Source organism: Arthrobacter sp. BK1, from assembly GCF_056680055.1.
In genome coordinates, this window is sequence record NZ_CM155263.1 from 3,894,940 (window position 1) to 3,921,571 (window position 26,632).

Annotated in this window: 26 protein-coding genes; 23 read left to right on the forward strand and 3 right to left on the reverse strand. The window is 63.5% G+C overall.

Translation table 11 applies throughout. The features are described 5' to 3' along the window. Nucleotides 1-73 precede the first annotated feature (73 nt). The 21 genes from rho to AC1MCA_RS17900 all read left to right on the forward strand — a co-directional run bounded on the left by rho (nt 74) and on the right by AC1MCA_RS17900 (nt 22,575). Nucleotides 74-2,287, forward strand: a complete 2,214-nt coding sequence (rho, locus tag AC1MCA_RS17800; RefSeq protein ID WP_479799650.1) for a transcription termination factor Rho — start codon at nt 74-76, stop codon at nt 2,285-2,287. A gap of 193 nt (nt 2,288-2,480) precedes the next feature. Next, nucleotides 2,481-3,554: a peptide chain release factor 1 gene (gene prfA, locus AC1MCA_RS17805; RefSeq protein WP_479799651.1), complete on the forward strand. Its 1,074-nt coding sequence runs from the start codon at nt 2,481-2,483 to the stop codon at nt 3,552-3,554. A gap of 27 nt (nt 3,555-3,581) precedes the next feature. Further along, nucleotides 3,582-4,466, forward strand: a complete 885-nt coding sequence (prmC, locus tag AC1MCA_RS17810; protein ID WP_479799652.1) for a peptide chain release factor N(5)-glutamine methyltransferase — start codon at nt 3,582-3,584, stop codon at nt 4,464-4,466. Between the two features lie 15 nt (nt 4,467-4,481). Next, nucleotides 4,482-5,297, forward strand: a complete 816-nt coding sequence (locus AC1MCA_RS17815; RefSeq protein ID WP_479799653.1) for an L-threonylcarbamoyladenylate synthase — start codon at nt 4,482-4,484, stop codon at nt 5,295-5,297. 1 nt (nt 5,298) lies between these two features. Continuing rightward, a complete protein-coding gene (locus AC1MCA_RS17820; RefSeq protein WP_479799654.1) occupies nt 5,299-6,207 on the forward strand; it encodes a glycosyltransferase in 909 nt (302 codons plus the stop codon). Between the two features lie 6 nt (nt 6,208-6,213). After that, nucleotides 6,214-7,170, forward strand: a complete 957-nt coding sequence (locus AC1MCA_RS17825; protein WP_479799655.1) for a glycosyltransferase — start codon at nt 6,214-6,216, stop codon at nt 7,168-7,170. Between the two features lie 174 nt (nt 7,171-7,344). Next, nucleotides 7,345-9,219 (forward strand): polysaccharide biosynthesis protein, encoded by a 1,875-nt coding sequence (locus AC1MCA_RS17830; protein WP_479799656.1) that lies wholly within the window; start codon nt 7,345-7,347, stop codon nt 9,217-9,219. After that, on the forward strand, nt 9,216-10,241 hold the full coding sequence (locus tag AC1MCA_RS17835) for an MraY family glycosyltransferase (protein ID WP_479799657.1): 1,026 nt from the start codon (nt 9,216-9,218) through the stop codon (nt 10,239-10,241). The genes AC1MCA_RS17830 and AC1MCA_RS17835 overlap by 4 nt, the downstream gene beginning before the upstream one ends. A gap of 115 nt (nt 10,242-10,356) precedes the next feature. Further along, on the forward strand, nt 10,357-10,839 hold the full coding sequence (locus AC1MCA_RS17840; protein ID WP_479799658.1) for a hypothetical protein: 483 nt from the start codon (nt 10,357-10,359) through the stop codon (nt 10,837-10,839). After that, the gene (locus AC1MCA_RS17845) at nt 10,832-11,170 is read left to right on the forward strand and encodes an AtpZ/AtpI family protein (protein ID WP_479799659.1); all 339 of its coding nucleotides are present in this window, start codon (nt 10,832-10,834) and stop codon (nt 11,168-11,170) included. Before AC1MCA_RS17840 ends, AC1MCA_RS17845 begins: the two co-directional genes overlap by 8 nt. A gap of 81 nt (nt 11,171-11,251) precedes the next feature. Then, a complete protein-coding gene (atpB, locus tag AC1MCA_RS17850) occupies nt 11,252-12,052 on the forward strand; it encodes a F0F1 ATP synthase subunit A (protein WP_108598284.1) in 801 nt (266 codons plus the stop codon). Between the two features lie 78 nt (nt 12,053-12,130). Next, complete coding sequence (atpE, locus tag AC1MCA_RS17855; RefSeq protein WP_009356484.1) at nt 12,131-12,334, forward strand: ATP synthase F0 subunit C; 204 nt, start codon at nt 12,131-12,133, stop codon at nt 12,332-12,334. A gap of 57 nt (nt 12,335-12,391) precedes the next feature. After that, complete coding sequence (locus AC1MCA_RS17860) at nt 12,392-12,937, forward strand: F0F1 ATP synthase subunit B (RefSeq protein WP_108598282.1); 546 nt, start codon at nt 12,392-12,394, stop codon at nt 12,935-12,937. Beyond that, nucleotides 12,937-13,764, forward strand: coding sequence for a F0F1 ATP synthase subunit delta (locus AC1MCA_RS17865; protein ID WP_108598281.1), 828 nt, complete (start codon nt 12,937-12,939; stop codon nt 13,762-13,764). Before AC1MCA_RS17860 ends, AC1MCA_RS17865 begins: the two co-directional genes overlap by 1 nt. A gap of 82 nt (nt 13,765-13,846) precedes the next feature. Continuing rightward, the gene (atpA, locus tag AC1MCA_RS17870) at nt 13,847-15,484 is read left to right on the forward strand and encodes a F0F1 ATP synthase subunit alpha (protein ID WP_108598289.1); all 1,638 of its coding nucleotides are present in this window, start codon (nt 13,847-13,849) and stop codon (nt 15,482-15,484) included. A 76-nt stretch (nt 15,485-15,560) separates the two neighbouring features. After that, the gene (locus AC1MCA_RS17875; RefSeq protein ID WP_108598280.1) at nt 15,561-16,454 is read left to right on the forward strand and encodes a F0F1 ATP synthase subunit gamma; all 894 of its coding nucleotides are present in this window, start codon (nt 15,561-15,563) and stop codon (nt 16,452-16,454) included. Between the two features lie 80 nt (nt 16,455-16,534). Further along, nucleotides 16,535-17,989 (forward strand): F0F1 ATP synthase subunit beta, encoded by a 1,455-nt coding sequence (atpD, locus tag AC1MCA_RS17880; RefSeq protein ID WP_108598279.1) that lies wholly within the window; start codon nt 16,535-16,537, stop codon nt 17,987-17,989. 1 nt (nt 17,990) lies between these two features. Continuing rightward, nucleotides 17,991-18,275 (forward strand): F0F1 ATP synthase subunit epsilon, encoded by a 285-nt coding sequence (locus tag AC1MCA_RS17885; protein ID WP_108598278.1) that lies wholly within the window; start codon nt 17,991-17,993, stop codon nt 18,273-18,275. A 10-nt stretch (nt 18,276-18,285) separates the two neighbouring features. After that, nucleotides 18,286-18,717 carry a DUF2550 domain-containing protein gene (locus AC1MCA_RS17890; RefSeq protein WP_479799660.1) on the forward strand — a complete coding sequence of 144 codons (432 nt, stop codon included), beginning with the start codon at nt 18,286-18,288 and terminating at the stop codon, nt 18,715-18,717. 4 nt (nt 18,718-18,721) lie between these two features. After that, entirely contained in the window at nt 18,722-20,029 is a 1,308-nt protein-coding gene (locus AC1MCA_RS17895; protein WP_479799661.1) for an alpha/beta hydrolase, read from the forward strand. Then, entirely contained in the window at nt 20,026-22,575 is a 2,550-nt protein-coding gene (locus AC1MCA_RS17900) for a bifunctional lysylphosphatidylglycerol flippase/synthetase MprF (protein ID WP_479799662.1), read from the forward strand. Before AC1MCA_RS17895 ends, AC1MCA_RS17900 begins: the two co-directional genes overlap by 4 nt. Nucleotides 22,576-22,761: 186 nt before the next feature. Here the strand turns inward: AC1MCA_RS17900 and AC1MCA_RS17905 are convergent, their stop codons facing one another. Next, nucleotides 22,762-22,965 (reverse strand): cold-shock protein, encoded by a 204-nt coding sequence (locus AC1MCA_RS17905; protein WP_011692441.1) that lies wholly within the window; start codon nt 22,963-22,965, stop codon nt 22,762-22,764. A 277-nt stretch (nt 22,966-23,242) separates the two neighbouring features. Further along, nucleotides 23,243-23,938, reverse strand: a complete 696-nt coding sequence (gene nucS / locus AC1MCA_RS17910; protein ID WP_479799663.1) for an endonuclease NucS — start codon at nt 23,936-23,938, stop codon at nt 23,243-23,245. Nucleotides 23,939-23,975: 37 nt separating this feature from the next. Between nucS and AC1MCA_RS17915 the strand changes: the two genes are divergently transcribed. Then, a complete protein-coding gene (locus AC1MCA_RS17915; RefSeq protein WP_479799664.1) occupies nt 23,976-24,344 on the forward strand; it encodes an ATP/GTP-binding protein in 369 nt (122 codons plus the stop codon). A gap of 58 nt (nt 24,345-24,402) precedes the next feature. Then, nucleotides 24,403-25,203: an alpha/beta hydrolase gene (locus AC1MCA_RS17920; RefSeq protein WP_479799665.1), complete on the forward strand. Its 801-nt coding sequence runs from the start codon at nt 24,403-24,405 to the stop codon at nt 25,201-25,203. Here the strand turns inward: AC1MCA_RS17920 and AC1MCA_RS17925 are convergent. Further along, nucleotides 25,200-26,519: an AI-2E family transporter gene (locus AC1MCA_RS17925; protein WP_479799666.1), complete on the reverse strand. Its 1,320-nt coding sequence runs from the start codon at nt 26,517-26,519 to the stop codon at nt 25,200-25,202. The two genes, AC1MCA_RS17920 and AC1MCA_RS17925, sit on opposite strands and share 4 nt — an antisense overlap. Nucleotides 26,520-26,632 lie beyond the last annotated feature (113 nt).

Sequence of the window (26,632 nt, forward strand, 5' to 3'; positions counted from 1 at the left end):
TCTGAACTGCAGCCCGATCAAATCATCGCGTCCAGCTCCCAGTCTGGACGCCGTCGAGGGGGAAGGATCCTTCGTGACCGAAACCACTGAGCTGTCTTCAGCTGTGGACACATCAACTTCTGCTGCCGGATCATCAACGGCCGCACCCACCAAGAGCAGCGGTCTTGCCGGCCTGAAGCTCGCCCAGCTGCAGGCGCTTGCCAGCCAGCTGGGGATTTCCGGTGGGTCCCGCATGCGCAAGGGGGATCTGGTGACCGCGATTTCCGCCCACCGTGCGGGAACGTCGCCCAGCAAGGCGCCTGCCAAGGCAGCCGCAAAGGCTACTGAAAACCACGTGGTCCCCGCCGTTGCCGCACCCGTGGCTGCAGCGAACGAGACCGAGGCGCCGGCTGCCGAAGGAACCCGTGCACGTGGCCGTGGCCGCAGCCGCCGCGCCGTGAGTGACGGCGTCGTCGCCGCCCCCGCCACGGAACCTGCCGCTGAGGCTCCGGCTGCAGCACCCGCGGAGGCCCCGGCAGCGGCAGCGGCTCCGGTGGAGTCGGACGTTGCAGGCGAAGGCGCCGGCGAACGCCGCCAGCCCCGCACCCGCAACCGTCGCCGCGGCGAAGCCGCCGCAACGTCTGCGCAGGCAACGGAAACCACCGAAGCTCCGGCCGAGCAGCCCGCCGCTGAACAGCGCCAGGCCGAGCGTACGGAAACCCAGCGCACGGAAACCCAGCGCACCGACGCCCAGGGTGCAGAGTCCGGCGACGGCCAGCGCGCCGACCGCCGGGAAGCCGGCCGCACCCGTGGCGCCCGCGATGCCAACGTCCGCGAAACCGCCACCCGCGAAACCACCGATGGTGGCCGCGACAACGCCGGTAGCCGCGAGGCGGGCCAGCGCGAAGGCGCCCGCCGCGATGACAACCGCGACAACACCCGCGACAACGACGATGCCGACGGCGGCAGCCGCCGGAACCGCCGCAACCGCCGGGACCGGAACGACCGCAATGACCGCTCAGGTGGCCAGGACAACCGGGACAGCCGGGACAACTCCCGCAACGACCGTTTCCGCGACCGCAACGACCGCCGTCGGGGCCGCGCCCAGGGGCCGGACGTCGACGACGTCGAGGTCACCGAGGACGATGTCCTGCTGCCCGTTGCCGGCATCCTGGATGTGCTCGAGAACTACGCATTCATCCGCACTTCCGGTTACCTGCCGGGCCCGAACGATGTCTACGTTTCCCTCGCCCAGGTCAAGAAGTACAACCTGCGCAAGGGCGACGCCGTAGTTGGCGCCATCCGCGCACCGCGCGAAGGCGAAGACCGCAGCCAGCAGACCGCCCGCCAGAAGTTCAACGCCCTGGTCCGCGTCACCTCAGTGAACGGAAAGACGCCGGAAGAGCTCAAGGACCGCGTCGAATTCGCCAAGCTGGTTCCGCTGTACCCGTCCGAGCGACTGCGCCTCGAGACCGACCCCAAGAAGATCGGCCCCCGCGTCATTGACCTGGTTGCCCCGATCGGCAAGGGCCAGCGTGGCCTGATCGTCTCTCCGCCGAAGGCCGGCAAGACGCTCATCCTGCAGTCCATCGCGAACGCCATCACCACCAACAATCCTGAGGTCCACCTCATGATGGTGCTTGTTGACGAACGCCCCGAAGAAGTCACCGACATGCAGCGCACCGTCAAGGGTGAGGTTATTGCCTCCACCTTCGACCGCCCTGCCGATGACCACACCACCGTTGCCGAGCTTTCCATCGAACGCGCCAAGCGCCTCGTGGAAATGGGCATGGACGTCGTTGTTCTCCTCGACTCCATGACCCGCCTGGGCCGCGCCTACAACCTGGCAGCACCGGCCTCCGGCCGAATCCTGTCCGGCGGTGTCGATTCTGCAGCGCTGTACCCGCCGAAGCGCTTCTTCGGTGCAGCCCGCAACATCGAAAACGGCGGCTCGCTGACCATCCTGGCAACCGCCCTCGTAGAGACCGGTTCCAAGATGGACGAGGTCATCTTCGAAGAGTTCAAGGGCACCGGCAACATGGAGCTCCGCCTGTCCCGCCAGCTGGCTGACAAGCGCATCTTCCCGGCCGTGGACGTCAACGCGTCCGGTACCCGCCGTGAAGAGAACCTGCTTTCCCCCGAGGAAGTCAAGATCATGTGGAAGCTGCGCCGCGTCCTCTCCGGACTCGAAACGCAGCAGAGCCTTGAGCTGCTGACCAACAAGATCCGGGAGACCCAGAGCAACGTCGAGTTCCTCATGCAAGTCCAGAAGACGACGCTTGGTGCGAAGTCGGATAACGACAAGTAGCTACGCTTAACCGCTCGTGAATTGGCGGCCCCTTCCGGGCCGCCAATTTCCCGGGCGGTTCTTGCGTTAACCCGATCCGCCGCTCCAAAAGCAACGCGGGGTCACTTTGAGCCCAAAAGGGGCCTCACATTGGGCGGTAAGTGACCCCGCGTTGCAGTAACTAGACTTGTAAGAGTCGAAAGAGGTTGTGAAAATGTTTGAGTCCGTACAGGGCCTGCTTGATGAGCATGATGCTATCCAGGCGCAGCTGGGGGATCCTGCTGTCTACGCTGACCAGCGGCTGGCCCGGAAGCTCGGGCGGCGGTCTGCGGAGCTCAACGGCATTGTTGAGGCCTACCACAAGTGGGAGGCGCTCCGGGATGACCTTGCCGCGGCCCAGGAGATGGCTGCCGAGGATCCTGAGTTTGCTGCTGAAGTTCCTGAGCTTGAAACGGCCATGGAGGCTGCTTCCGCCAAGCTGCGGCGGCTGCTCATTCCGCGGGACCCTGACGATGCCCGCAATGTGATCCTTGAGGTCAAGGGCGGCGAAGGCGGCGACGAAGCTGCCCTGTTCGCCGGTGACCTCCTGCGGATGTACACCCGGTACGCGGAGTCACGTGGCTGGAAGACTGAACTTATTTCTGCCACCGAGTCTGACCTGGGTGGTTACAAGGACGTCCAGATGGCCGTCAAGGGGAATTCGAACGATCCCGCCGAGGGTGTTTACGCCCGGCTCAAGTTCGAGGGCGGCGTGCACCGTGTGCAGCGCGTCCCCGTCACCGAATCCCAGGGCCGCATCCACACGTCCGCTGCTGGCGTCCTGGTGCTGCCCGAGGTCGACGAGCCTGAAGAGCTGGACATCAACCAGAACGACCTCAAGATCGACGTTTACCGTTCCTCCGGTCCCGGTGGCCAGTCCGTGAACACCACGGACTCCGCTGTCCGCATCACCCACCTGCCCACGGGCATCGTGGTGGCCATGCAGAACGAGAAATCCCAGCTGCAGAACCGCGAGGCAGGCATGCGCGTGCTCCGTGCCCGCATCCTGGCGCACCAGCAGGAGATCATCGACGCCGAGAACTCGGCCCAGCGCAAGTCCCAGATCCGCACCATGGACCGTTCCGAGCGCATCCGTACCTACAACTACCCGGAAAACCGGATCGCGGACCACCGCACCGGCTACAAGGCGTACAACCTGGACCAGGTCATGAACGGCGATCTGGAGCCGGTCATCCAGTCCGCCATCGAGATGGACGAACAGGCACGCCTGGACGCCATCGGCGAATAGCCGGACCCCTGTGACAACTGAGTTACTGTGACAGGCGAGCCCACGGCCCCCGGGTCCGGACAGTCCCTCGCGGCTGCGGTCAGCGAAGCCACAGCCATCCTGCGCGACGCCGGAGTGCCCAGTCCCCGCGTCGACGCCGAACTGCTGGCGGAGCACCTCCTTGGTGTGGGGCTCGGCAGGCTGCGGGCGATGATGCTGGGGGACGCTCCGGCACCCGAGGGCTTTGCAGAACTGGTTGCCGAACGTGCCCGGCGGATCCCGTTGCAGCACATCACCGGCGTCGCCCATTTCCGTTACCTGGAACTGGTGGTCGGGCCTGGCGTGTTTATCCCACGGCCGGAAACAGAATCAGTGGTCCAGCTGGTCATCGACCACGTCAAAGGCCTGTCCCGCCCCCGGATCGTGGACCTGGGCACGGGCTCCGGCGCAATTGCGGGGTCCATCGCGCACGAGGTGCCCGGCGCGGAAGTCCATGCCGTGGAGTTCAGTCCCTTCGCCCACGCCTGGGCCGAAAAAAACCTGGCGCCCTTGGGGGTGAAGCTGGTCCTGGGGGACCTGCGGAACGCGCTGCCGGAACTGAACGGCACCTTCGACGTCGTCATCTCCAATCCGCCCTACATCCCCTCCGAGGCCATCCCCAACGAACCCGAAGTGGCACTCCATGATCCCCCCGAAGCACTGTACGGCGGGGGAGCGGACGGCATGGAACTTCCGACGGCGGCGGCCGCGTCTGCTGCCCGGCTGCTGGTTCCCGGTGGGTACTTCGTGATGGAACACGCGGAAGTCCAGTCGACCTGGATCGCCGGAATGATGAAGCGGACCGGTGTCTGGACGGACATCACCACGCACCTGGACCTCAACGGCAAGGAACGCGCCACCAGCGCCGTTCTTGCCGGACCGCACAACGAGTGATGAAAGAATAGGCCAGTGACCACAACCTACAACTGCACCTCAGAGGATCAGCGTGCCCTGGGGCTTGAGCACGCCCAGCGCGCCATCAGCGAAAAGAAGTGCGTGGTGTTTCCCACGGACACTGTCTATGGGATCGCAGCCGATGCCTTTTCGCCGCAGGCCGTCACCATGCTGCTGGTCTCCAAGGGGCGCAGCCGCACCATGCCTCCGCCGGTGCTCATCCCCAGGATCAACGCACTGGACGGGCTCGCCACAGATATTTCGGCTGATGCCCGCAAGCTCGCTGAGGCCTTCTGGCCCGGCGGCCTGACCCTGATCCTGCACGCCCAGCCGTCCCTGGACTGGGACCTCGGCGAGACCCGCGGAACGGTTGCCCTCCGGATGCCCGCGGACGAGGTTGCACAGGAACTCCTGACACTGACCGGTCCGCTGGCTGTGTCCTCTGCCAACCGGACCGGCCACGCCCCGGCGCAGACAGCCGCGGCGGCACGCGAGCAGCTCGCCGAATCCGTGGAGGTCTACCTCGAAGGCGGCTTCCGGCCGGTGGAAGGAACCGAAGCCGTTCCGTCCACCATCGTGGACGCCACCGGGCCGCTCCTGCGGGTGGTCCGCAACGGTGCTGTGTCCCTGGATCAGCTCCGCGAACATGTCCCGGGCGTCCTCGGCCTGGGTGAGATCCCGATGGCAGAGGAACCGACCGAAGAAACTCCGGTGGCTGGTGACGACGCTCCTGAGACGCAGTCCGCGCAGACGCCGCTTACTGACAACAGCGCCACAACGGCCGCTGAGAACACCGGTGCTCCCGCCGTCGACGATTCACCGAGGAACTGACATGCAGCCCAAAGTCGCCGTCGCGGCGGTAACGTTCGACCGCCACGAGGAACTCGCCCTCCTCCTGAAGGGCCTGGCCGAGCAGACCGCCCCCATCCACTCCATTGCGCTGGTGGATTCGGGGACCGTCCCGGCGACCGACGTCGTGGACGCCGGCGGGGACAACATCAACTACCTCCGCTCCGAGGCGAACCTTGGCGGTGCGGGGGGATTCGCTTACGCGATCCTGGCCGCCATGGCCAGCGGCGCGGAGTGGATCTGGATGATGGACGACGACGGCCACCCTGAGGATGCAAGCTGCCTCGCCGAGCTGCTCAAAACAGCCGAGGAGCACCAGCTCGACATCATCAGCCCGCTGGTTGCCGCCACGGCCGATCCCAACCGGCTTTCGTTCAACTTCCGGATCAACGGGCTGCTGACCAACGACCGCTCCCGGCTGGCCCCGATGGGCTACCTGCCGGACATGGTCCACTTCTTCAACGGCGCACTGATCCGCACCGAGGTCTTCTATAAGATCGGCATCCCCGACGTGAAGTTCTTCATCCGCGGCGATGAGGTGGACTTCCTGTCCCGGGTCAAGAAGGCCGGCCTCAAGTACGGCACGCTGGCCACTGTGGCCGTCCAGCACCCGGCCACCTGGACCGAGATGAAACCTGTCTTCGGCGGTTTCATCACCCCGGTGATCCCCGAGGGCGAGTTCAAGCGGTACTGCTACTTCCGCAACCGCGGCTACCTCACCCGGAAATACCGGAACCTGCGCTGGTTCGGTGCGGACATTGTGGGTTTCCCTTATTACTTCCTGAAGACCGGCGACCTCAAGGGCCTCGCGCACTGGTTCGGGGCCTACTCCACGGGCTTCCGCGGAAAGGGCTTCGGCTCGCCCGCCCAACTGATGTCCACCAACAGCTAGGCCGGCGTGGAGAACCTTTATGCCGTCGTCGTCACCTACAACCGTGCCGACTTCCTGCAGAACCTGCTCGACTCGTTCAGCCGCCTGGGTACCCGGCCGGACCGGATCCTGGTGGTGGACAACGCCAGCACTGACCATACCGGGGCCGTAGTCTCTCGGGCCATTGCAGCCGGTGATCTGCCCATCCAGTATGAGCGGCTGTCCACGAACGTGGGCGGCTCCGGCGGCTTCTCGCACGGCGTCGGTCTTGCCCTTGCGGCTGGTGCGGAGTGGCTGTGGCTGATGGACGACGACGTCGAGGTGCTGCCCGGGGCGGTGGAGGCGCTGGACAGGTTCACCCCCGATTACTCCTGCATGATTGGCCGCCGCTACGACGCAGCGGGGAAGCCTTTCTTCTGGCAGCACCGTTTCGTTGAAGCGCTGGGCGTGTTCCTGCCGGTCTCGGGTGACGTCTTCCGCAAATCCGATGTCTTCCGCACCAATGTCGGCAACTTTGAAGGCATGCTGATCAAGGCGACGCTGGCCAGGAGTATCGGGCTGCCGGACCCGCGGTTCTTCATCACCTGGGACGACCTCATCTACGGGTGGCTCGCTGCGCAGCAGGTTCCGGTGGTCTACGTGAACGCCTTTGTCATCAGGAAAGTCCGCGCCCAGCGCCAGGTGGATCTGGGCGTGCGCCACCTGAATGACTCCAGCGACCTGAGCAGGCGCTACGTGATGCGGAACCGGGGCCATGTGGCGCAGTACCTGCGTGCGTACGGCAAGTACAACCGGCTGGGATTCGGTGCCGGGACTGTCCTGACATATTTGAAGGAAATGGTGCGCCTGGTGCTGGTTGAACGGAGCGTCAAAGGCGCCGGCCCGCTCTGGCAGGGGTGGCGCGAATCGCGCGCCATCCTGGCCGACAAGAGCTGGCAGCCGATGCCTCCGGTGCCTGCGGCAGCCGGCCCGGAACCTGCCTGAATCAGGCTTTGGAACGGGTCATCAGCCCGGTGCGGCCGCCATGGACCCGGGTTTCCGGGCCGTCAGCGATTAGTATCGTGGGAGACCCGGCTGCATTCCGGCAGTTGCACGGCCGGGTAATTTTTGAAACAGGCGCATGGCCGCCGTGGTAGTGGAAGTCGGTTGCAATCTCTGTTGACTACGAAATCTGAAGCGCGCGAACCTGACGCAACACCTGACGAGAAGAAGCCCCCGCTGTGGATCTGGGTCCAGCTGTTCCTCGATTCGATGTCGTGGGTCGTAGCGATCGTCCTGGCCCTGCTGCTGCGCTACGAGATGGGTGTACGCGAGGAACAGCTTGTCAGCGCCATGATCATCATGGCCCTCGCCATCGTGGTCCAGGCCGTCTCCGGCTATGCGCTGGCACTGTACCGCGGCAGGTATCCGTTCGGCAGCTTCCAGGAAGCCAAGGCCCTCGTCTTCGTGACGGTGATTGTGGCCGCCTCCATCACCCTGAGCCTGCTGGTGCTCTATGAAGACATCGGCATCGGCCGCAGCGTCGGACTCATCGCCTTCCCGTTCGCCTGCCTCTTCATGGGCGCCGCCCGGTACGCCAAGCGGCTCTACGCCGAGAGCAGGAACCGTCCCGGCGACGGTGCCCAGAACACCCTGATCTACGGTGCCGGCTTCCTCGGCAACTCCCTGGTGACCCGCATGATGCAGGATGCTGATTCGCCCTATTTCCCGGTGGGGCTGATCGATGACGATCCCACCAAGAAGCACCTGCGGCTCGCCGGGGTCCAGGTCCTGGGCCGGGGCGATGACCTGCCGGCCATCATCAGGCGCACCCGCGCCACCGTCCTGGTGCTGGCCTTTGCCAATGTGGAGGCCTCGGTGGTCCGGCGGATTTCGGACGCCGTCGCCGGCATGAACATCAGGGTGCTGGTCCTGCCGCCGCTGCGGGACATGCTCGGCCGGGGGGCGCCCGAGGGTTTCTCTGATTTCCGTGACGTGGCGGTTGAGGACCTGATCGGGCGGCGCCCGGTGGACATCAAGGTTGACGAGATCGCAGGCTATATCAAGGGCAAACGTGTTCTGGTCACGGGAGCCGGCGGTTCCATAGGCTCCGAACTGTGCCGGCAGATCGTCCAGTTCTCGCCGGCGGAACTGATCATGCTTGACCACGATGAAACCGGGTTGCAGCACACCCAGATCTCCATCACCGGCCGCGGACTGCTCGCCGGCCGCGACACCGTCCTGGCGAGCATCCGCGACGGCGCCGCACTGCGGGAGATCTTCCAGGACCGCCGCCCCGAAGTGGTGTTCCACGCTGCAGCCCTTAAACATGCGCCGCTGCTCCAGCAGTACCCGGTGGAGGCCTGGAAAACAAACGTCTTGGGTACCCTGAACGTGCTCAGGGCCGCACAATACGCCGGTGTTTCGCACTTTGTGAATATCTCCACGGACAAGGCAGCGAACCCCACAACGGCGCTTGGCCATTCCAAACGCGTGGCTGAAAAGCTGGCCGCCTGGATGGCCGGCCAGACCGGACGCAAATTTGTCTCCGTCCGGTTTGGCAACGTGATGGGCAGCCGCGGCTCGATGCTCCCGCTCTTCACCGAACAGATCCGGGTGGGCGGGCCCGTTACCGTCACAGACCCTGAAGTCACCAGGTTCTTTATGACCATTCCGGAGGCCTGCCAGCTGGTGATCCAGGCCGGCGCGATCGGACGCGGCGGCGAAGTCATGATCCTGGACATGGGGGAGCCGGTCAAAATCCTCGATGTTGCCCAGCGCATGATCGCGATGTCCGGCAAGAAGGTGGAGATCGTCTATACCGGACTCCGCCCCGGCGAGAAGCTGCACGAGGAGCTCGTGGGAACCGGCGAGCTGGACGAACGCCCCCTGCATCCCAAGATTTCGCACACCAGGGCCCACGAGCAGGATCCGGCCGGGCTGGACATCAACGTCTGGCTTGCCCGCTGTGAGGCCGAGCAGGGACTGGACTTCGAGTCGATCCCTGATGAGGAAGCCGATGAACCGGGGCAGAATGTCAGGGCGGCGTCATGATTCCTGTCCTGCTTGCTGCCGTCATCACCTTGCTGGCGAGCGTACTGCTTCCATTTGCGGTCAAACCCTGGCTGGTCAAGATGGGTGTTGTTGACGTTCCCTCGGCCCGGTCCTCGCATGGCAGGACCACGATCCGGGGCATGGGGGTGGCCGTCTCCCTGGCCACGGCAGTCGGGTACGCGGCCGCCGTCGTCCTGGGGGCGGTGACGGTGGACCGCTCGGTGTTCCTCACTGTCCTGGCGATCATCGCGGCGAGTGCCACCGTTGGCTGGATCGAAGACCTCCGAGGACTTTCCATCCGTGGCCGGGCGGCCGCGCAGCTGGGAATCGGCGCCGCAGGATCAGCGGTCCTGATCTTCCTCACCGGCCAGTCCTTCTGGTGGCTGCCGCTGGCCGCACTGGCCATCGCCGCCTATGTCAACATTGCCAACTTCATGGACGGCGTCAACGGGATCTCAAGTTTCCACGGAATCCTCGCAGGCGCCGCTTACACGGTGGCGGGGCTGCTGTCCGACCAGCCGTGGCTCACCGCCGGCGGCGCGGTGCTTGCCATGGCCTTCCTCGGCTTCCTGCCCTGGAACCTGTCGCGCGGCTCCGTGTTCCTGGGCGACGTCGGCAGTTACCTGCTGGGCGCTTCCGTTGCGGCCCTGGCCGTTGCCGGGTTCCTGAGCGGTGTTTACGTCGAGTACATCCTGGCGCCGATCCTGGTATATGTGGCGGACACCGGCTACACGCTGCTGCGCAGGATCAAGGCGGGGGAGCGGTGGTACTCGTCCCACCGAGAGCATGTCTACCAGCGACTGACCGACGTCGGCTTCTCGCACGTGCAGTCGGCCGGTACGGTCGCTGCATGCACCGTCGCAGTGACCGTACTCAGTTTCATCGCCGCCACGGCACCGCTTCCCGTGGTGGTGCTTTGTGTCGCCGGAAGTCTTGCCATCCTGGCCCTGTACCTCGCCTCGCCGGACCTGATCCGGCGCTTCCGACGGCGTCAAAAGGTCACCCGGGTGCCGGTGTCCTAGGCCCGTCAATGGCGCCATCCGCCACCGGACGCCGCCATGTTCTATCTCGTGTAGAATTCAGGTGCGGCCCTTCGCCGCGCCACCTTGAACCAAAACCCCCGACGATTGGGATCCCATGACCTCCAACGCCGAACCCGGACGTGCGTCCGGCAACGGACACGTTGGTGTTTCCGGTCCCACTAAATCCCTGTGGTTGGGCCTGCTGGCCATAAGCGCTGCGGGTGGGGGAGCCGCGCTGCTGCTCGCCAGCCTGGCTGCACTTCTTCTGGACGGTCCGGCGGCAGCGCTGTCCTCCGTCTTTGGCGGTCTTCTGGTGATGCTCTTTTTCGCCGTCAGCCTTCTGGTGGGCCACTTCGTGGGCCGCCGGAACCCGTCAGGTGCAATTGGCATGTTCGTGGCCACCTACTTCATCAAGGTCGTGGGCTTTGCCGTGGTGCTTTTTGTCATGGGTGCGCCCGCCTGGCTGAACAGCCGATGGTTCGTGATTGGTGCAGTTGCCACGGTGGTCCTGTGGCAGGCGGCCGAGCTCTATGCATTCAGCAAAGCCCGGCTGCAGATCTACAACGACCCGGAAGCCAAGGAAACCCACGATGCCTGAATCCAAGCGCACGCCCGGAAAGCCTTCCGGCAGCCCCAAAACCAATGCCTCCACACCGGGGGTGTCGGCGGAAAACACCGACGGCGGATACAACGCCGGGATGGCCGTCTTCAGCTACATTATTGGCGGAATCATCGTCTGGAGTTTGATAGGGTGGGGTCTGGATTATCTGTGGGGAACCCGCTGGATCGTGCTCGCAGGCGCTCTGCTTGGAGCTGTCGGAGGTTTCTATCTTTCCCACATGCATGGCCTTACCAGTTCAAGAAACACTTCCGGTAAGCGCGACGCAGGGAGCGAACCGTCCGCGGACGGAAACACTAATGCCAAATAATTTCACAGGGGGAGCTGCGGAGCGAAAACCCGCCGGTCCCCGACACACGCCCAATGATGGACACTGCAGAGAGGAAACGCGTTGATCGCGCTTGCGCTCCCGGCCCAAGATTCTGGAGAGTTTACTCCTCCAGGAATTGAAGAAATGCACCTGCCGGCAATCCTGCCGTGGGGGGTGGCAGACGGATTCTCCAAGCAGATGCTGCTGGTGATCCTGTCGGTCGTCATTATCGCTACATTCTTTCTGCTAGCTGCCCGTAAGCAGCAGCTTGTCCCAGGCAAGCTCCAGTTCGCTGGTGAAATGGCCTATGGCTTTGTGCGTAACAGCATTGCCAAGGACATTATCGGCGGCAAAGACTTTATGAAGTATGTGCCGCTGTTGTTCAGCCTCTTCTTCTTTATCCTCGTAAACAACATCTACGGCGCAATTCCCGTGCTTCAGCTTCCGAGCTTTTCGCACGTCGGCGGCGCCTATGTCCTCGCGGGCATTGTTTACGTCACCTGGATCGCCATCGGCATCCGGAAGAACGGACTGAAGTACTTCAAGCTGGCCACCGTACCCTCCGGCGTACCGGTATACATCCTTCCGCTCATCATCCCGATCGAGATCATCTCCAACTTCCTGGTCCGGCCCGTCACGCACAGCCTCCGACTCTTCGCCACCATGCTGGCAGGTCACCTGATCGTCATGATCGCAGGCTCAGGCATCGAATTCCTCATCATGCAGGAGAACATCCTGCTCAAGGGAACCTCGCTCCTGGTGCTCGGCGGCGCTATCGCCATGTACATGCTGGAAGCGCTGATCATGGCGCTCCAGGCCTACGTCTTCACGCTGCTCACCGCCATCTACATCGAAGGCGCCCTGCACGCGGACAGCCACTAGGCATCCACAAACTTCCCCTCACGGGGATGAAGCAAACCAAACAACCTGCCACATAGATGGCATCTTGAAAGGAATAAAATGGAAGGCAATCTCAACCTCGTAGGTTACGGTCTGTCCGCAATCGGCGGTGGTATCGGTGTTGGTCTCGTGTTCGCCGCTTACATCAACGGCGTCGCACGTCAGCCGGAAGCCCAGCGCGTCCTGCAGCCGATCGCATTCCTCGGCCTCGCGCTGACTGAAGCCCTCGCCATCCTCGGCCTGGTCTTCGCTTTCGTTCTCTAAGTCTGACTTCAGAACCAAGCGAACATCCAAGACCGAGTAGATAAGGACGGGTGAATTATGAACCAGGTGATCATCTCAGCTGCCACTGAGGCTAACCCACTGGTACCCAACGTCTGGGAAATGGGCGTTGTCCTCGTCGGCTTTGCTGTCCTCATGTTCATCGTGGTCAAGTTCATTGTCCCGATGTTCGAGAAGACCTTCGCAGAGCGCGCTGAGGCAATCGAAGGCGGCATCGCCAAGGCTGAAAAGGCCCAGGCGGAAGCATCTGCTGCCCTCGAGGAATACAAGCAGCAGCTCACGGATGCCCGCGCGGAAGCCAACCGCATCCGCGAGGAAGCACGTGCCGAAGGCGCTCAGATCCTTGCGGACCTGAAGGAGAAGGCAGCTGCAGAGTCTGCCCGCATCACTGCCCAGGCGCACGTGCAGATCGAATCGGAGCGCCAGGCCGCAGTTGTGTCCCTGCGCTCCGAGGTAGGCACGCTGGCCACCACGCTGGCAGGCCGCATCGTTGGCGAGGCGCTCAACGATGACGAGCGTTCCGCCCGTGTTGTTGACCGCTTCCTTGCAGATCTGGAGAACCAGAACGCAGGTGCAGCTAAGTAATGTCAGGTGTATCGAGCGAATCGCTGACCACGGCGCTGACCAAACTGGAAGCCCAGCTTCCGTTTGCCTCGCTGCAGTTGGCAAAGGAACTCTTCGGAATCCTGGGAACGGTGGACAGCTCGGCTGGCTTGCGCCGCGCCCTGACTGACCCGTCCCGTAACGGTGACGAAAAGTCGGCGCTGGTCAAGCAGCTTGTCGGCGGAAAAGTCTCCGCTGAGGCTGCGGATATCGCGGCCGGACTGGCCAGCTCACGCTGGGCATCGGCCCGGGATATCGGCGATGCACTCGAGACGCTTGCCGCAACGGTGGTCATAGCCGTTGCTGAAAACAAGTCGGCCGTTTCTGCCTCCGGACTCTCCGGGCTGGAAGAACTGGAGAATGATCTGTTCTCCTTCAACCAGGCCGTCGCCTCCAACCATGAGGTACAACGTGCTCTGTCGGAGCCGCAGGCGAGTGCTGCAGCGAAGATCGGCTTGGCGGAGAAGCTGGTGCCCGGCTCCAGTGAGGAAGCTAAGGTCCTCATTGGCCAGGCGGTTTCACAGCCACGCGGCATCAAGCCGACCAAGCTGGTGGCCCGGTTCGCCGAGCTTGCAGCAAAGCGGCAGCAGCGCTGGATTGCAACGGTCAAGGTGACACGTCCCCTCACGGAGACGCAGTTTGCACGCCTCCAGTCAGGGCTCAACTCCCTGTACGGGCGCGAGCTCAAGATCAACGTCAGCGTTGACCCTGAACTGATCGGCGGAATCCGCGTCCAGGTGGGTGATGAAGTGCTCGACGCTTCTGTCATCACCCGGTTGGGCCAGCTTCAGCGCCAACTGGCCGGTTAGCCGGACAAGCACAACTTAACGAAACGAAACCCCGGTCATCGTGACAACGATGATCACGAAAACAGGAGAGCAGGGACTGCAGATGGCCGAATTGACCATCAACGCCGACGACGTCCGTATTGCGTTGAACGAGTTCGCGGCGTCCTACGAACCCGGAAACGCCGAGCGCGTAGAGGTCGGCCGTGTAACGACAGCAGGTGACGGCATCGCCCGTGTTGAGGGCCTTCCCTCGGTCATGGCGAACGAACTGCTTCGCTTCGAAGACGGAACCCTGGGCCTGGCCCAGAACCTCGACGTCCGCGAGATCGGTGTCATCGTCCTCGGTGACTTCACGGGAATCGAAGAAGGCCAGGAAGTGCACCGCACCGGACAGGTTCTGTCCGTACCGGTAGGCGACGCCTTCCTCGGCCGCGTGGTTGACCCGCTGGGCCAGCCCATCGATGACCTCGGCGAGATCAAGGCCGAAACCACGCGTGCCCTGGAACTTCAGGCACCCGGCGTGACCGCACGCAAGTCGGTTCACGAGCCGATGCAGACCGGTCTGAAGGCTATTGACGCCATGATCCCGATCGGCCGCGGCCAGCGCCAGCTGATCATTGGTGACCGCCAGACCGGCAAGTCGGCTATTGCCATCGACACCATCATCAACCAGAAGGCCAACTGGGCTTCAGGCGATGTCAACAAGCAGGTGCGCTGCATCTACGTTGCAATCGGCCAGAAGGCTTCGACGATCGCGGCTGTCCGCCAGACCCTCGAGGACAACGGCGCACTGGAATACACCACCATCGTGGCTTCCCCCGCGTCTGACCCCGCAGGCTTCAAGTACCTGGCACCGTACGCCGGCTCGGCCATCGGCCAGCACTGGATGTACGGCGGCAAGCACGTCCTGATCGTGTTTGATGATCTCTCCAAGCAGGCTGAGGCCTACCGTGCAGTGTCGCTGCTGCTGCGCCGCCCGCCGGGACGCGAAGCCTACCCGGGCGACGTCTTCTACTTGCACTCCCGTCTGCTGGAGCGTTGTGCCAAGCTCTCCGACGAACTCGGTGCAGGTTCGATGACCGGTCTGCCGTTGATCGAAACCAAGGCCAACGATGTCTCGGCCTACATCCCGACCAACGTGATCTCCATTACCGATGGCCAGATCTTCCTGCAGTCGGACCTCTTCAACGCCAACCAGCGTCCCGCCGTCGACGTGGGTGTCTCCGTGTCCCGCGTGGGTGGTGCTGCACAGGTCAAGTCCATGAAGAAGGTTTCGGGCACGTTGAAGCTGGAACTGGCCCAGTACCGCGACATGCAGGCTTTCGCAATGTTCGCGTCGGACCTCGACGCCGCATCGCGCCAGCAGCTGACCCGTGGTGCCCGCCTCATGGAACTGCTCAAGCAGGGCCAGTACTCACCGTTCCCGGTTGAGAACCAGGTCGTCTCCATCTGGGCCGGTACCAACGGCCACCTTGATGAGGTTCCGGTTGAGGACATCAACCGCTTCGAGACCGAATTCCTCGAGCACCTCAAGCACAAGTCCTCCATCCTGACCACGCTGGCGCAGACCAACGTCATGGACGATGACACCGCAGAAGCACTGAAGACCGCGATTGTGGACTTCAAAAAGGGCTTCTTCGGCGAGGGTGACAACCACCTGGTAGGTGCCGGCCACGAGGAGCATGATGCTATCTCCGAGGCCGAGGTCGACCAGGAAAAAATCGTCAAGCAGAAGCGCTAGTTTCGCTGGCGGGGACCGCCGGAACCCTCAGGGGTTCCGGCGGTCCCGGCCATCGGGATCTTAGGAAAGGAAAAGTATGGGAGCCCAGATTCGGGTCTACCGCCAGAAGATCAGCTCGACCACGTCGATGCGCAAGATCTTCAAGGCGATGGAACTGATCGCTACCTCGCGCATTGGCAAGGCCCGCGCACGCGTAGCGGCTTCACTGCCTTACGCAAACGCGATCACGCGTGCCGTTTCTGCTGTGGCAAGCCAGAGCGAGATTGACCACCCACTGGTCACCGAGCCTGCACAGATCCGCCGCGCCGCCGTCCTGATCATCACCGCCGACCGCGGCCTTGCAGGATCCTACTCGGCAACCGTGCTCAAGCAGGCTGAAGGCCTGATTGAGCTGCTGCACGAAGAGGGCAAGGAAGTCAAGACCTACGTGATGGGCCGCAAGGCACAGGCGTACTTCGATTTCCGGAACCGTGCTTTCGAGCGCGGGTGGACCGGTAACACGGACGCTCCGGTGTTCGAGGTTGCTCGCGAGGTTGGCACGGCACTGCTGGATGACTTCGCCACCCCCTATGAAGAGGGAGGCGTGGACGAGATCCATGTTGTCTACACCCGCTTCAAGTCCATGGTGACGCAGGAGCCCACGGTCATCCGTCTGCTTCCCCTCGAAGTTGTCGAAGAGCAGGCTGCGTCCGAATCGGACCTCCTGCCGCTCTACGAATTCGAGCCGGAAACGGAGCAGGTTCTTGACGCTCTGCTGCCGCGCTACATCGAATCACGCATTTTCGCCGCTATGTTGCAGGCAGCAGCTTCCGAGCTCGCAGCCCGTCAGCGGGCGATGAAGTCCGCCGGCGACAACGCCACGGATCTCATCAAAAAGTACACGCGTCTGCGCAATACTGCCCGCCAGGCTGAAATTACGCAGGAGCTTTCCGAAATCGTTGCCGGTGCCGACGCCTTGAACGCGTCCTAGCCAGCACGGTCCGGCCCAGCTGTACCTGCATCAAAGAACAAACTTAAACCCCACGCCATCTACTGAGTGAAGTGAGAGAGATGACTGCCACCGCTACCGAACACGTAGCCGCAACGCCCGGTGCTACCGGCCGTATTGCCCGTGTTATTGGCCCGGTTGTCGACGTCGAATTCCCGGCTGACGCAATCCCCTCGATTTACAACGCCCTCACCACGGAGATTACTCTCAACGGTGAGACCAAGACCATCACGTTCGAGGTCGCCCTGCACCTGGGTGACAACCTCATTCGCGCCATCTCCCTGCAGGCTACCGACGGACTTGTCCGCGGGACCAACGTTGTGGACACCGGTTCGCCCATCACCGTCCCTGTTGGCGACGGCGTCAAGGGCCACATCTTCAACGTCCTGGGCAAGCCCCTGGATGTTGACGAGTCCGAGATCCAGGCTTCGGACTACTGGCCGATCCACCGCAAGGCACCTGCCTTCGCAACCCTCGAAGGCTCCACCGAGATGCTGGAAACGGGCATCAAGGTCATCGACCTCCTCACCCCGTACATCAAGGGTGGAAAGATCGGTCTCTTCGGTGGCGCCGGTGTTGGCAAGACCGTTCTGATCCAGGAAATGATCACCCGTGTTGCCCGCAACTTCGGTGGTACTTCCGTATTCGCCGGTGTTGGCGAGCGTACCCGTGAAGGCAACGACCTCTGGGTTGAAATGGAAGAGGCAGGCGTCCTCAAGGACACCGCCCTTGTATTCGGCCAGATGGATGAGCCGCCGGGAACGCGTCTGCGCGTTGCACTGTCCGCCCTGACCATGGCGGAGTACTTCCGCGATGTCCAGAACCAGGACGTGCTGCTCTTCATCGACAACATCTTCCGCTTCACGCAGGCAGGTTCCGAGGTTTCCACCCTCCTCGGCCGCATGCCTTCGGCCGTGGGTTACCAGCCCAACCTGGCAGATGAGATGGGCCTCCTCCAGGAGCGCATCACGTCCACCAAGGGTCACTCCATCACCTCGATGCAGGCCATCTACGTTCCCGCAGATGACTACACCGACCCGGCTCCGGCCACGACCTTCGCACACCTCGACGCAACCACGGAACTTTCCCGTGAAATTGCTTCCCGTGGTCTGTACCCGGCCGTTGACCCGCTGACGTCGACCTCACGAATCCTGGATCCCCAGTACATCGGCAAGGATCACTACAACACGGCTGTCCGTGTGAAGCAGATCCTGCAGAAGAACAAGGAACTCCAGGACATCATCGCCATCCTCGGTGTCGATGAACTCTCGGAAGAGGACAAGATCGTCGTGTCGCGTGCACGCCGTATCCAGCAGTTCCTCTCGCAGAACACCTACACCGCCAAGCAGTTCACCGGCGTCGAAGGTTCGACGGTGGCCATCAAGGACACCATCGAAGGCTTCACCGCCATCTGCGACGGCGACCTCGACCACATTGCAGAGCAGGCGTTCTTCAACGTCGGCGGCCTGGATGACGTTGAGCGCCAGTGGGCCAAGATCCAGGAACAGACCAAGTAATATGGCTGAGCTTGAGGTTGAGATTGTCGCAGCGGACCACTTCGTGTGGTCCGGAGCGGCCAAGATGGTCAAGGCCCGCACCAGCGATGGTGAAATCGGAATCCTGCCCGGCCACTCGCCCCTGCTGGCGATCCTGGCCGAAGGTGAACTGGCCATTGAGCCGGTTTCCGGGGACCGTATTGCCGTGGCTGTTGACGGCGGATTCTTCTCCGTTGACAACAACCGCGTGGTGATTGTTGCTGACAACGCCCAACTGGGCGACGCGGCTACTGCTGGGATCCGCTAGCACGACACTGATGGACGCACCCACTCTTACGTTCATCGGACTGGCAATCGCTTTTGGATTGCTGATTTTCGCACTGTGCCTTTCGGGGGTGCGCCGCTTCAATCTGCGGCGCGCCCTTGGCACGGTGGACGCCTCCATTTGCACGGCTGGAAACAGTTGGCAGATGGGGGTTTGCCGTTATCAGGACAACGACCTCGAATGGTTCCGGCTGCTCTCTTTGAGCGTGCGGCCCAAGCACACATTTAAGCGCAGTTCCCTGGAACTGCTTGGCCGCCGGAAACCCACTGAAGCCGAGGCCGTTAAGGTCCAGCCCGACGTCGTCATTGTCGAGTTGCGGTATGAAGGCCTGGACCTGCGGCTGGCCATGAAATTCGATGCCTACACTGGACTGTCCTCCTGGCTGGAAGCCGGGCCGGTTGTCGGCGTAGGTACCTGGCGCTAGGCACGTGGACTGGATTGCCGATATCCGGTTGACGGACGGGCCGCTGTACTGGACGGCCTGGGTCCTTGGCGTTGCCGCCGGCATGTGGCTGATCCTCCGCCCACAGCCGCTGAGGCGCCGCCGCTGGCTGCTGAGTGTGGCTGCTGCCCTTGCTGTGGCTGCCGGACTGGTACTCCTGGTCCATTGGATCCTCATCTATCTGACGTCCGCATTCCCCGACGAACTGCCCTGGCAGGTTCTGGCCTGGGTGTTCGCGGGCGTTGCCGCCTTCTCTTTCCTGCTGCTGCGGTTCCGACCCGGATCATGGCGCCGCCGTGCGCTGGACATCGTTGCCTTCCTCGCCGTGGTCCTGCTGTGTGCCCTGCAGATCAATGCCTATTTCGGCCTCAACAAAACCGTGTCGGACCTGACGGGAACAGCACTGACACGCATCCCGGCCCTTGAGCAGGAGCTGACACGCCAGCCCGGCAGTATCGCCCGGCCCCTGACCGGCTGGGAAGCCGCCGGCGAGCTTCCCCCCGCCGGCGTCCTGCGCACCGCATTCATCCCGGCAACAGCCTCCGGCCTCCAGACGCGGAACTCGTTCATTTGGCTCCCGCCGGCCTACTTTGCCGCCAACCGTCCCAGTCTCCCGGTACTGGTGCTCGTTCCTGGCCAGCCGGGCGGTCCGGCTGACTGGCTGACCGGGGGTTCGCTGCAGCAGCGCATGGACAACTTCGCAGCGCAGCACGGGGGAGTGGCCCCTGTGGTTGTGGTGGTGGATCCCAACGGCAGCCAGTCCGCGAACCTGCTCTGCATGGACAGTTCCATCGCCAAAGCCGACACCTACATGTCCGTGGATGTTCCTGCGTGGATCCTGGCCAACCTTGACGTGGACACGGATCACCGGCGGTGGGCTGTCGGCGGGTTCAGCTTTGGTGCCACGTGCGCCCTCCAGATGGTCACGCGCCATCCGGAACTCTATTCCGGCGCCCTGGCCTTTGCGAGCGAAAGAGAACCGGCGCTGGCCAAGGAACGCCACAAGACCGTGGACGCGGCGTTCAACGGTGACACCGCTGCCTTTGACGCCCAGGTGCCGCTGACGCTGATGAAGGAACGGCAATATCCGGGCAGTGTGGCCTACTTCGCTGCGGGGGCCACCGATCCGGAGTTTGTGGCCAACCTTCGGAAGCTCAGCGAGGCTGCCCGCGGTGCGGGCTTCACGGTGGGGGTGGATGAGGTGCCACGGGTTGGCCATTCATGGGACATGCTGACTCCGGGCCTGACCAACGGGCTGGATCTCCTCACCGCACAGTGGGGTTGGGACAGGTGAAGGCCCTGAATGAGGCCCGCGCCCCTGCCCTGCTCTGGTCAACTGTGGGGCTGCCGACCGCCCAAAGATTCTGGGATTACCTGCGTTCGGTGCCCCTGACGCTGGGCATCCTGACGGTTTTCCTGGTGGTCGGTGCCGTCACGGGAAGCTACCTCAGCGGTCCGCCCGTGGAGTTGCTGCCTCTTGCCGGCGTCAGCGCCCCCGGACTGAGGGGCGGTGCCTGGTGGGCGCTTTTCACGTCCCTGTTCTTTGCCACGAATCCGCTGGCGTACCTGGTTGCCTCCCTCATGATCCTGGTGCTGCTTGGCCTCGCCGAGCGGAGCCTGGGACTGGTTCGGACCGGGGCGTTGTTCCTTGGCGGCCAGTTCGCCGCTGTCACAGTGTTTTTGCTCCTCACCCAGCTGGCCCGTTACGCGGGCGACGGGTGGCTGGGACTTATGGCGGACTACAGCCTGATCGGTCCCTACGCCGCTGTCCTGACCGTTTCCCTGGCGGCGAGCGGACGGCTTCCGGTCCTTTGGCGCCGACGGCTGCGGACAGCGGTACTCTCAGTGGCCCTCCTGCTGGTTCTGTATGTAGGGCATGCAGAAACTGTCATCGGCCTGATCGGAGCCGTTCTTGGCCTCGCCGCGAGCTGGTGGCATCAGGGTGACCTCGGGCATCTGCATGCACCCCGTTCAACAGGCCGCGAGACGAGAAATCTTCTGGCACTGACAGTTGCCGTGTTCGCGGTGGGACCAATCCTGACCGCTATTGCCCGCACACCGACGGGTCCGCTGGCACTGCTCCGGGATGTGGTCCTGAACCCCGTGCCCACCCTCAGCCAGCTTGAGGCGAACTGCGGCGCAACGGTGGAGGCGTCCTGCCTGGAAGTGGGACGGGCAGGATTCACGGGGCCGTTCGGGCTCGCCGTGGCAGTGGTGCCAGTTGTCCTGCTGCTGATCTGTGCCGACGGCATGCGCCGCGGCCGCAGGATGGCCTTGCGCATCACCCTCGCGATCCAGCTCGCTGTCACGGCCTTGGCTGCCGTGTACCTGGCCCTGTTTGCGCTGATACCGCATTACCCGTCCCGTCCGCATACCTCCTCCATGGGTTCCGGGTTCGCCCACATCCTGCCACTGGTGATCGTGCCCCTGCTGCTGACAGTGCTGTTGTGGGTCAACCGCCGGCAATTCCGTGTGGAGACAGTTCCGTCCGCCCGCCGGAGGCTGGTGGCCGTCGTCGGAGGTGTCTGGCTGCTCCTGGCCGGGAGCTACACAGCTGCATGGCTCGCAGCAGGCGGGTTGACCCGCGACGGGGGTCCCCTCGGCCTGTTGGCGGAGCTGTCCAGGCAATACCTGCCGGTACCGCTTCCCAACCTTTACCGCAGGGTGTTCGCGGACCGGAACAGTCTTGAATCACTGATCTTCGGCTACTCAGGACCTGTTTTCTGGCTGGTGGCGCTGGCCGGTGTCTGGTCGGTCCTCCTCGGCCGGCATCATGGCAGTGACTCTGGCCATGACGACCGGGCCAGGGCCCGCAAGCTGCTCCACCAGGGCGGCGATTCGCTCTCCTGGATGGCCCTCTGGGAACCCAACCGCTATTGGTTCAGCCCGGACGGACACGGCGCGGTGGCGTATCAGCAGCACGGCAGCGTGGCACTGACCCTCGCGGGGCCCTTCGGTGCAGCGGATGCCCGGCTCCGGACCGCCGAGGGATTCCTTGATTACTGTGCCAGCGGCGCCCTCATTCCCGCTTTGTACTCCTGCGACGACACCTTGTGGCCCATGCTTCAGCGGCGCGGCTTCCAGCGTGTATCAGTGGCCCAGGAGACCAGGCTGGCCCTCCGGGATCTTGAATTCAAGGGCAAGGAATGGCAGAACGTGAGGACAGCGCTGAACCGGGCGGCCAAGATCGGCGTCAAAGCCGTCTGGGGGACCTACCATGGGCTGCCCCAGGAGCTGCGCGCCCGGCTGAGTGAAGTCTCGGAGGAATGGGCCGCCGGCAAGTCCGTTCCCGAAATGGGCTTCACCTTGGGCGGCATCGATGAACTGATGGATGACGAGGTGCTGTGTTGCCTCGCCGTTGACGGCGAAGGCATCGTGCACGGGGTCACCAGTTGGCTGCCCGTTTACGACGACGGGAAGGTGGTCAGCCGTACCCTGGACGTTATGCGCCGGGCAGCTGAGGGATTTCCCGGCGTGATGGAGTTCCTGATTGCCTCCGCAGTGCTTGAGTTGAGGGACTCGGTGGAGGTCATCTCACTGTCCGGTTCGCCCCTTGCCCGGCTTCCCCAGGACGGGGACGGGGGCAGTGCACCGGAACCCGTTCCGGCCGAGAACCTGGTGCGCATTCTTGATGTGGTGGGCCATGCCCTCGAGCCGGTCTATGGCTTCCGTTCGCTGGCTGCCTTCAAATCCCGTTTCAAGCCCGAGTACCGGGCCCTTTACCTGTACTACCAGGACCCCTTGCAGCTGCCAGCCATTGGGCGCGCCCTCACGCGTGCCTATCTGCCGGGACTTTCGCTGCGGCAGGGAGCGCGGCTGGTCCGGAACCTCGTAAGCTAAGGCGAAAAATGCGCGCCGTCACCGGTCTGGTGCCGGCAAGCGTGAATCCCGCCACCGAAGGTGCATCGCCTATCCCCGCGAAAAACATTTGTGACACTTTGTCATAAACAAAAAGATCCCCGGCACGGATGCCGGGGATCTTCCATGAGCTGAAGCCCGCATACAGCGGCCTTCAAAGCTGGGGGACTAGACCAGCGTTACGCCGGTAGCCTGGGGGCCCTTGGCGCCCTGACCGATTTCGAACTGAACACGCTGGTTCTCGTCGAGGGTCTTGAAGCCACCGGTCTGGATCTCGGAGTAGTGAACGAAGACATCGCCATCGGAGTCATCCGGGGTGATGAAGCCGAAGCCCTTTTCAGCGTTGAACCACTTGACGGTTCCCTGTGCCATTTTTATTTCTCCTCATTATGGAACTTGTCTAAGTCCTGCACACTTCGTGCCGGACTTGGTCACTCCGCGAGAAGAATCCTTCACTGCCCGTTCTTGAGGGAACCGGCCCTGCAGGAGCTTCGCGCTCGCAACTTGTCTTGCGAGCATGAAAAACACCTACACAAAGACTGTTCTAAGAATTTCACGCCGTTTCTTTCAGGTCAACGCCTCTGAACAGCCAATCCTGCAAATTTTGGCTAAAAACCCGGTGAATCCCCTCGTCAGGGGCAGGCCCCACTCAGAAGAGCCGGGATTCGCTGTCATCGACACCGCGCATGGCATCGTAGTCCAGCGTGATGCAGTCAATGCCGCGATCGTTGGCCAGCACCTTGGCCTGGGGTTTAATCTGCTGGGCCGCGAAGATTCCGCGTACCGGCGCCAACAGCGGATCTCGGTTGAGCAGCTCCAGGTAGCGCGTCAGCTGCTCCACGCCGTCGATGTCCCCGCGCCTCTTCAGCTCGATGGCTACGGTGGCGCCGGCGGCGTCCCGCGCCAGGATGTCCACCGGTCCGATGGCGGTGAAGTACTCACGGCGGATCAGGGAAAACCCCTCGCCCAGGGTTTCAATCTGATCGGCAAGCAGCCGCTGCAGGTCCGCTTCGACGCCGTCCTTGATCAGGCCAGGGTCCACGCCCAGGTCATGGGAGGACTCGTGGAGCTGCTCATGGATGTTGATGATGAGCCTGTCATCGGTCTTGGCCGACTGCACGGTCCACTGTTCTGTGACGCCGAGTTCGAGGTCCACGTCCTCCGGCGTTGTGACGCGGAGGGTTGCCGGCGGACTCATCCAGTTCAGGGGTTTATAGGAACCGCCGTCAGAGTGGACCAGCACCGACCCGTCGGCCTTGACCAGCAGCAGCCTGGTGGCAAGGGGGAGATGGGCTTTAAGCCGGCCAACATAATCAACTGAGCATTGGGCTATGACAAGTCGCACGCCGTACACACTACCGGGGCTAGGGCAGAATGGAGGCATGCCGCGTTCCAACCGTCCCCGCCGCCCGGTCTCCGGAAAGGGTGCAGCAGCAATGGGAGGCCCGGCCGGAAAGGCAGCAGGCAAAAAGGGCAACGGGGAAGTCCCCGAACTGGATCTGGAGCGGGCACGGGCCGGAATTGCCCGCCGGGAAAGTGCCCCGGACGGCGAGTGGATGGTCCGGACCATGACTGCCAGAAATGCCGAAAAGACCTACATCTGCCCTGGCTGCTCCACCGCCGTAGTCCCGGGAGTGGCCCACCTCGTGGTGTGGAAGGACGATCACCTGTTCGGGGCTGCCGCGGGCCTGGCGGAGCGCCGCCACTGGCACACGAACTGCTGGCTGTCCCGGTCCTACCGCTACCGCTGAGGAACCAGGGCCAGGGCACGAAGGTTTCAGGACGCCCGGAGTCGCTAAGCTGACAGGCATGACTTTTGATCCGGCGTCGTACCACTTCACCCAGCCTTCAGGCCCGTCACCCATCCGCGCGTCCACGGTCCTGCCTGCGCGGCGGGAGAACATCCACCTCCACACAGAGGACGGCCATGAACTGGTGGGGGAACTGGCGCTGCCGGAATCCGGCCCTGTCACCGCCACGCTGATCACCCTCCACCCCCTCCCGACCCACGGCGGGTTTATGGACTCGCATGTTTTCCGGAAGGCGTCCTACCGGCTTCCGGCGCTGGCAGGGGTGGCGGTGCTTCGCTTCAACACCCGCGGAACGTCATCGCCGCGGGGCACCAGCGCGGGTTCCTTTGAAGAGGGGATCGGCGAGCGGCTCGACGTCGAGGCAGCGGTGCGGTTCGCCGTCGAACGCCAGCTGCCCAACCGGTGGCTGGTGGGTTGGTCCTTCGGTACCGAACTGGCCTTGATGTTCGGCGCGGTGGAACCGGTGGCCAGCGGGATAGAAGGCGCGGTGCTGCTCTCGCCGCCGCTGCACAGGGCCACGGACGACCACCTCCGCCAGTGGTCAAAGGCAGGAAAACCGCTGACCGTCCTGGTGCCCGAGCACGACGACTATCTCCAGCCCGCGGCCGCCGTCGAACGCTTCAGCCTGGTTCCCCAGGCCCGGGTGGTCGGGGTGGACGGCGCCAAGCACCTGTGGGTGGGGGAGAAGTACGCCTCCCGGGCCCTGAACGAGATCGTGGACGATGTGACCCAAGCAGGATCCGGCCCCGAGGGCCTGCCGCATGAGTGGAACGGGCCTGTGGCAACTGCCGTGGGTTAGTGCTTGTCCTGGCGGACGATGTAGATCTCCTTCAGGAGCAGCAGGATGGCCGCTGCGGTGGGAATCGCGATCAGCGCGCCCAGTACGCCCAGCAGGCTGCCGCCGGCGATAACGGAGATGACGGCCACGGCGCCCGGTACGGCTACGGCTTTCTGCATGATGCGCGGGGAGATGAAGTAGGCCTCGAACTGCAGGTACGCGAAGTAGCAGACCGCGAAGATGGCGGCTGTCTGCCAGCCCTCGGTCAGCGAAATCAGCGTCACCAGCACGCCCGCTATCAGGCCGCCCACCAGGGGAATGAAGGCCAGCAGTGCCACAACGAAGGCGAGCAGCACGGCGAAGGGGACTCCCACGATGGACATCACGATGAACGCGAACGTGGCGTTCAGCAGGGCCACACACGCCTGGCCGATCACGTAGTTGCCTACCGAACGGGTGATTTCTTCCGAAAGTGCCGCCACCCGGGGGCGGCGGGAGCGGGGTGCCAGCCGATAGCCCCACTTCTTCATGGCCGGCAGTGCGGCCAGGAAGTAAAGGCTCAGGACCAGGACGATCAGGGCACCGAAGAGGCCGTTGGCGAGGGTGGAACCGAAGCCAACCACCCCGCCGAAGATCCCGCCCATCGCGGCCGGATCATTGACGAATTTGTCGAGTTCCTCCGTGATGCGGTCGCGGATGCCGAACTGGCTGTCCACGTTGCGGAAGAATTCAGAATCGATGAAATCCCGCACCCAGATGGGCGCCTGCTCAACAATCTCAGTGACCTGTTCCACGATCGTGGGGATGAGGGTGGCGAAAAACCCTGCAACAGCGCTGACCAGAACCGCGACCGACACCAGGATGCCTGCCGGGCGGGGAATCTTCCGGTTCTCCAGCCAGCCGACCACCGGCTCAAGGCCAAGGGCGATGAAGAGGGCAGCCACAATCCACAGCAGCAGCTGCGTGGTATTCGAACCGATCCAATAGACCAGCAGTGCAAGGCCCACACCCACCGTCCCCATAAAGCCCATATACAGCGGGTGCTGCGGAGAGATGCGGGGGCCCGGCTTGCCGAACTGGGGAGCCGTCTCGCCGTCCGCGGCGGTGTCTTCTTCAGCGGCAGTGTATTCCGCCGGCAATTCCGGCGGCATCTCAAAACGCAGCCTGGGCTGGGCCCCGGGTAACGGCTGGCGCAGGCGGCGGGCAATAAAGCCCAGGGCCGCCGCCGCGGCGGCGTGCCGCTTGAGCCCGGCAGGCCTCTCCGGCAAGGACTGCGGAGCGCCGACGGCCGGTTGATTTTCGTGGGCCGCGGAGGATTCGTCCGTCTTGTCAGTCACTGGATTTTGGTGCCCGTTCCGTGCGTGGCACCGCATGTGCGGGCCGGTGTGATGATCATCGCAAACACTATCAGCAGCCTTGCTACCAGAGGCGGGGGCGCCCGGTCAGGAGG

Excerpts from the sequence above, each read along its gene's own strand:
- AC1MCA_RS17915 (WP_479799664.1), top strand. The coding sequence starts at position 23,976 with ATGCCGCGTTCCAACCGTCCCCGCCGCCCGGTCTCCGGAAAGGGTGCA.
- AC1MCA_RS17885 (WP_108598278.1), top strand. The coding sequence starts at position 17,991 with ATGGCTGAGCTTGAGGTTGAGATTGTCGCAGCGGACCACTTCGTGTGG.
- AC1MCA_RS17840 (WP_479799658.1), top strand. The coding sequence starts at position 10,357 with ATGACCTCCAACGCCGAACCCGGACGTGCGTCCGGCAACGGACACGTT.
- AC1MCA_RS17865 (WP_108598281.1), top strand. The coding sequence starts at position 12,937 with ATGTCAGGTGTATCGAGCGAATCGCTGACCACGGCGCTGACCAAACTG.
- AC1MCA_RS17845 (WP_479799659.1), top strand. The coding sequence starts at position 10,832 with ATGCCTGAATCCAAGCGCACGCCCGGAAAGCCTTCCGGCAGCCCCAAA.
- atpE (WP_009356484.1), top strand. The coding sequence starts at position 12,131 with ATGGAAGGCAATCTCAACCTCGTAGGTTACGGTCTGTCCGCAATCGGC.
- AC1MCA_RS17875 (WP_108598280.1), top strand. The coding sequence starts at position 15,561 with ATGGGAGCCCAGATTCGGGTCTACCGCCAGAAGATCAGCTCGACCACG.
- AC1MCA_RS17890 (WP_479799660.1), top strand. The coding sequence starts at position 18,286 with ATGGACGCACCCACTCTTACGTTCATCGGACTGGCAATCGCTTTTGGA.
- prfA (WP_479799651.1), top strand. The coding sequence starts at position 2,481 with ATGTTTGAGTCCGTACAGGGCCTGCTTGATGAGCATGATGCTATCCAG.
- atpA (WP_108598289.1), top strand. The coding sequence starts at position 13,847 with ATGGCCGAATTGACCATCAACGCCGACGACGTCCGTATTGCGTTGAAC.
- AC1MCA_RS17835 (WP_479799657.1), top strand. The coding sequence starts at position 9,216 with ATGATTCCTGTCCTGCTTGCTGCCGTCATCACCTTGCTGGCGAGCGTA.
- AC1MCA_RS17860 (WP_108598282.1), top strand. The coding sequence starts at position 12,392 with ATGAACCAGGTGATCATCTCAGCTGCCACTGAGGCTAACCCACTGGTA.
- AC1MCA_RS17920 (WP_479799665.1), top strand. The coding sequence starts at position 24,403 with ATGACTTTTGATCCGGCGTCGTACCACTTCACCCAGCCTTCAGGCCCG.
- AC1MCA_RS17820 (WP_479799654.1), top strand. The coding sequence starts at position 5,299 with ATGCAGCCCAAAGTCGCCGTCGCGGCGGTAACGTTCGACCGCCACGAG.
- atpD (WP_108598279.1), top strand. The coding sequence starts at position 16,535 with ATGACTGCCACCGCTACCGAACACGTAGCCGCAACGCCCGGTGCTACC.
- AC1MCA_RS17905 (WP_011692441.1), bottom strand. The coding sequence starts at position 22,965 with ATGGCACAGGGAACCGTCAAGTGGTTCAACGCTGAAAAGGGCTTCGGC.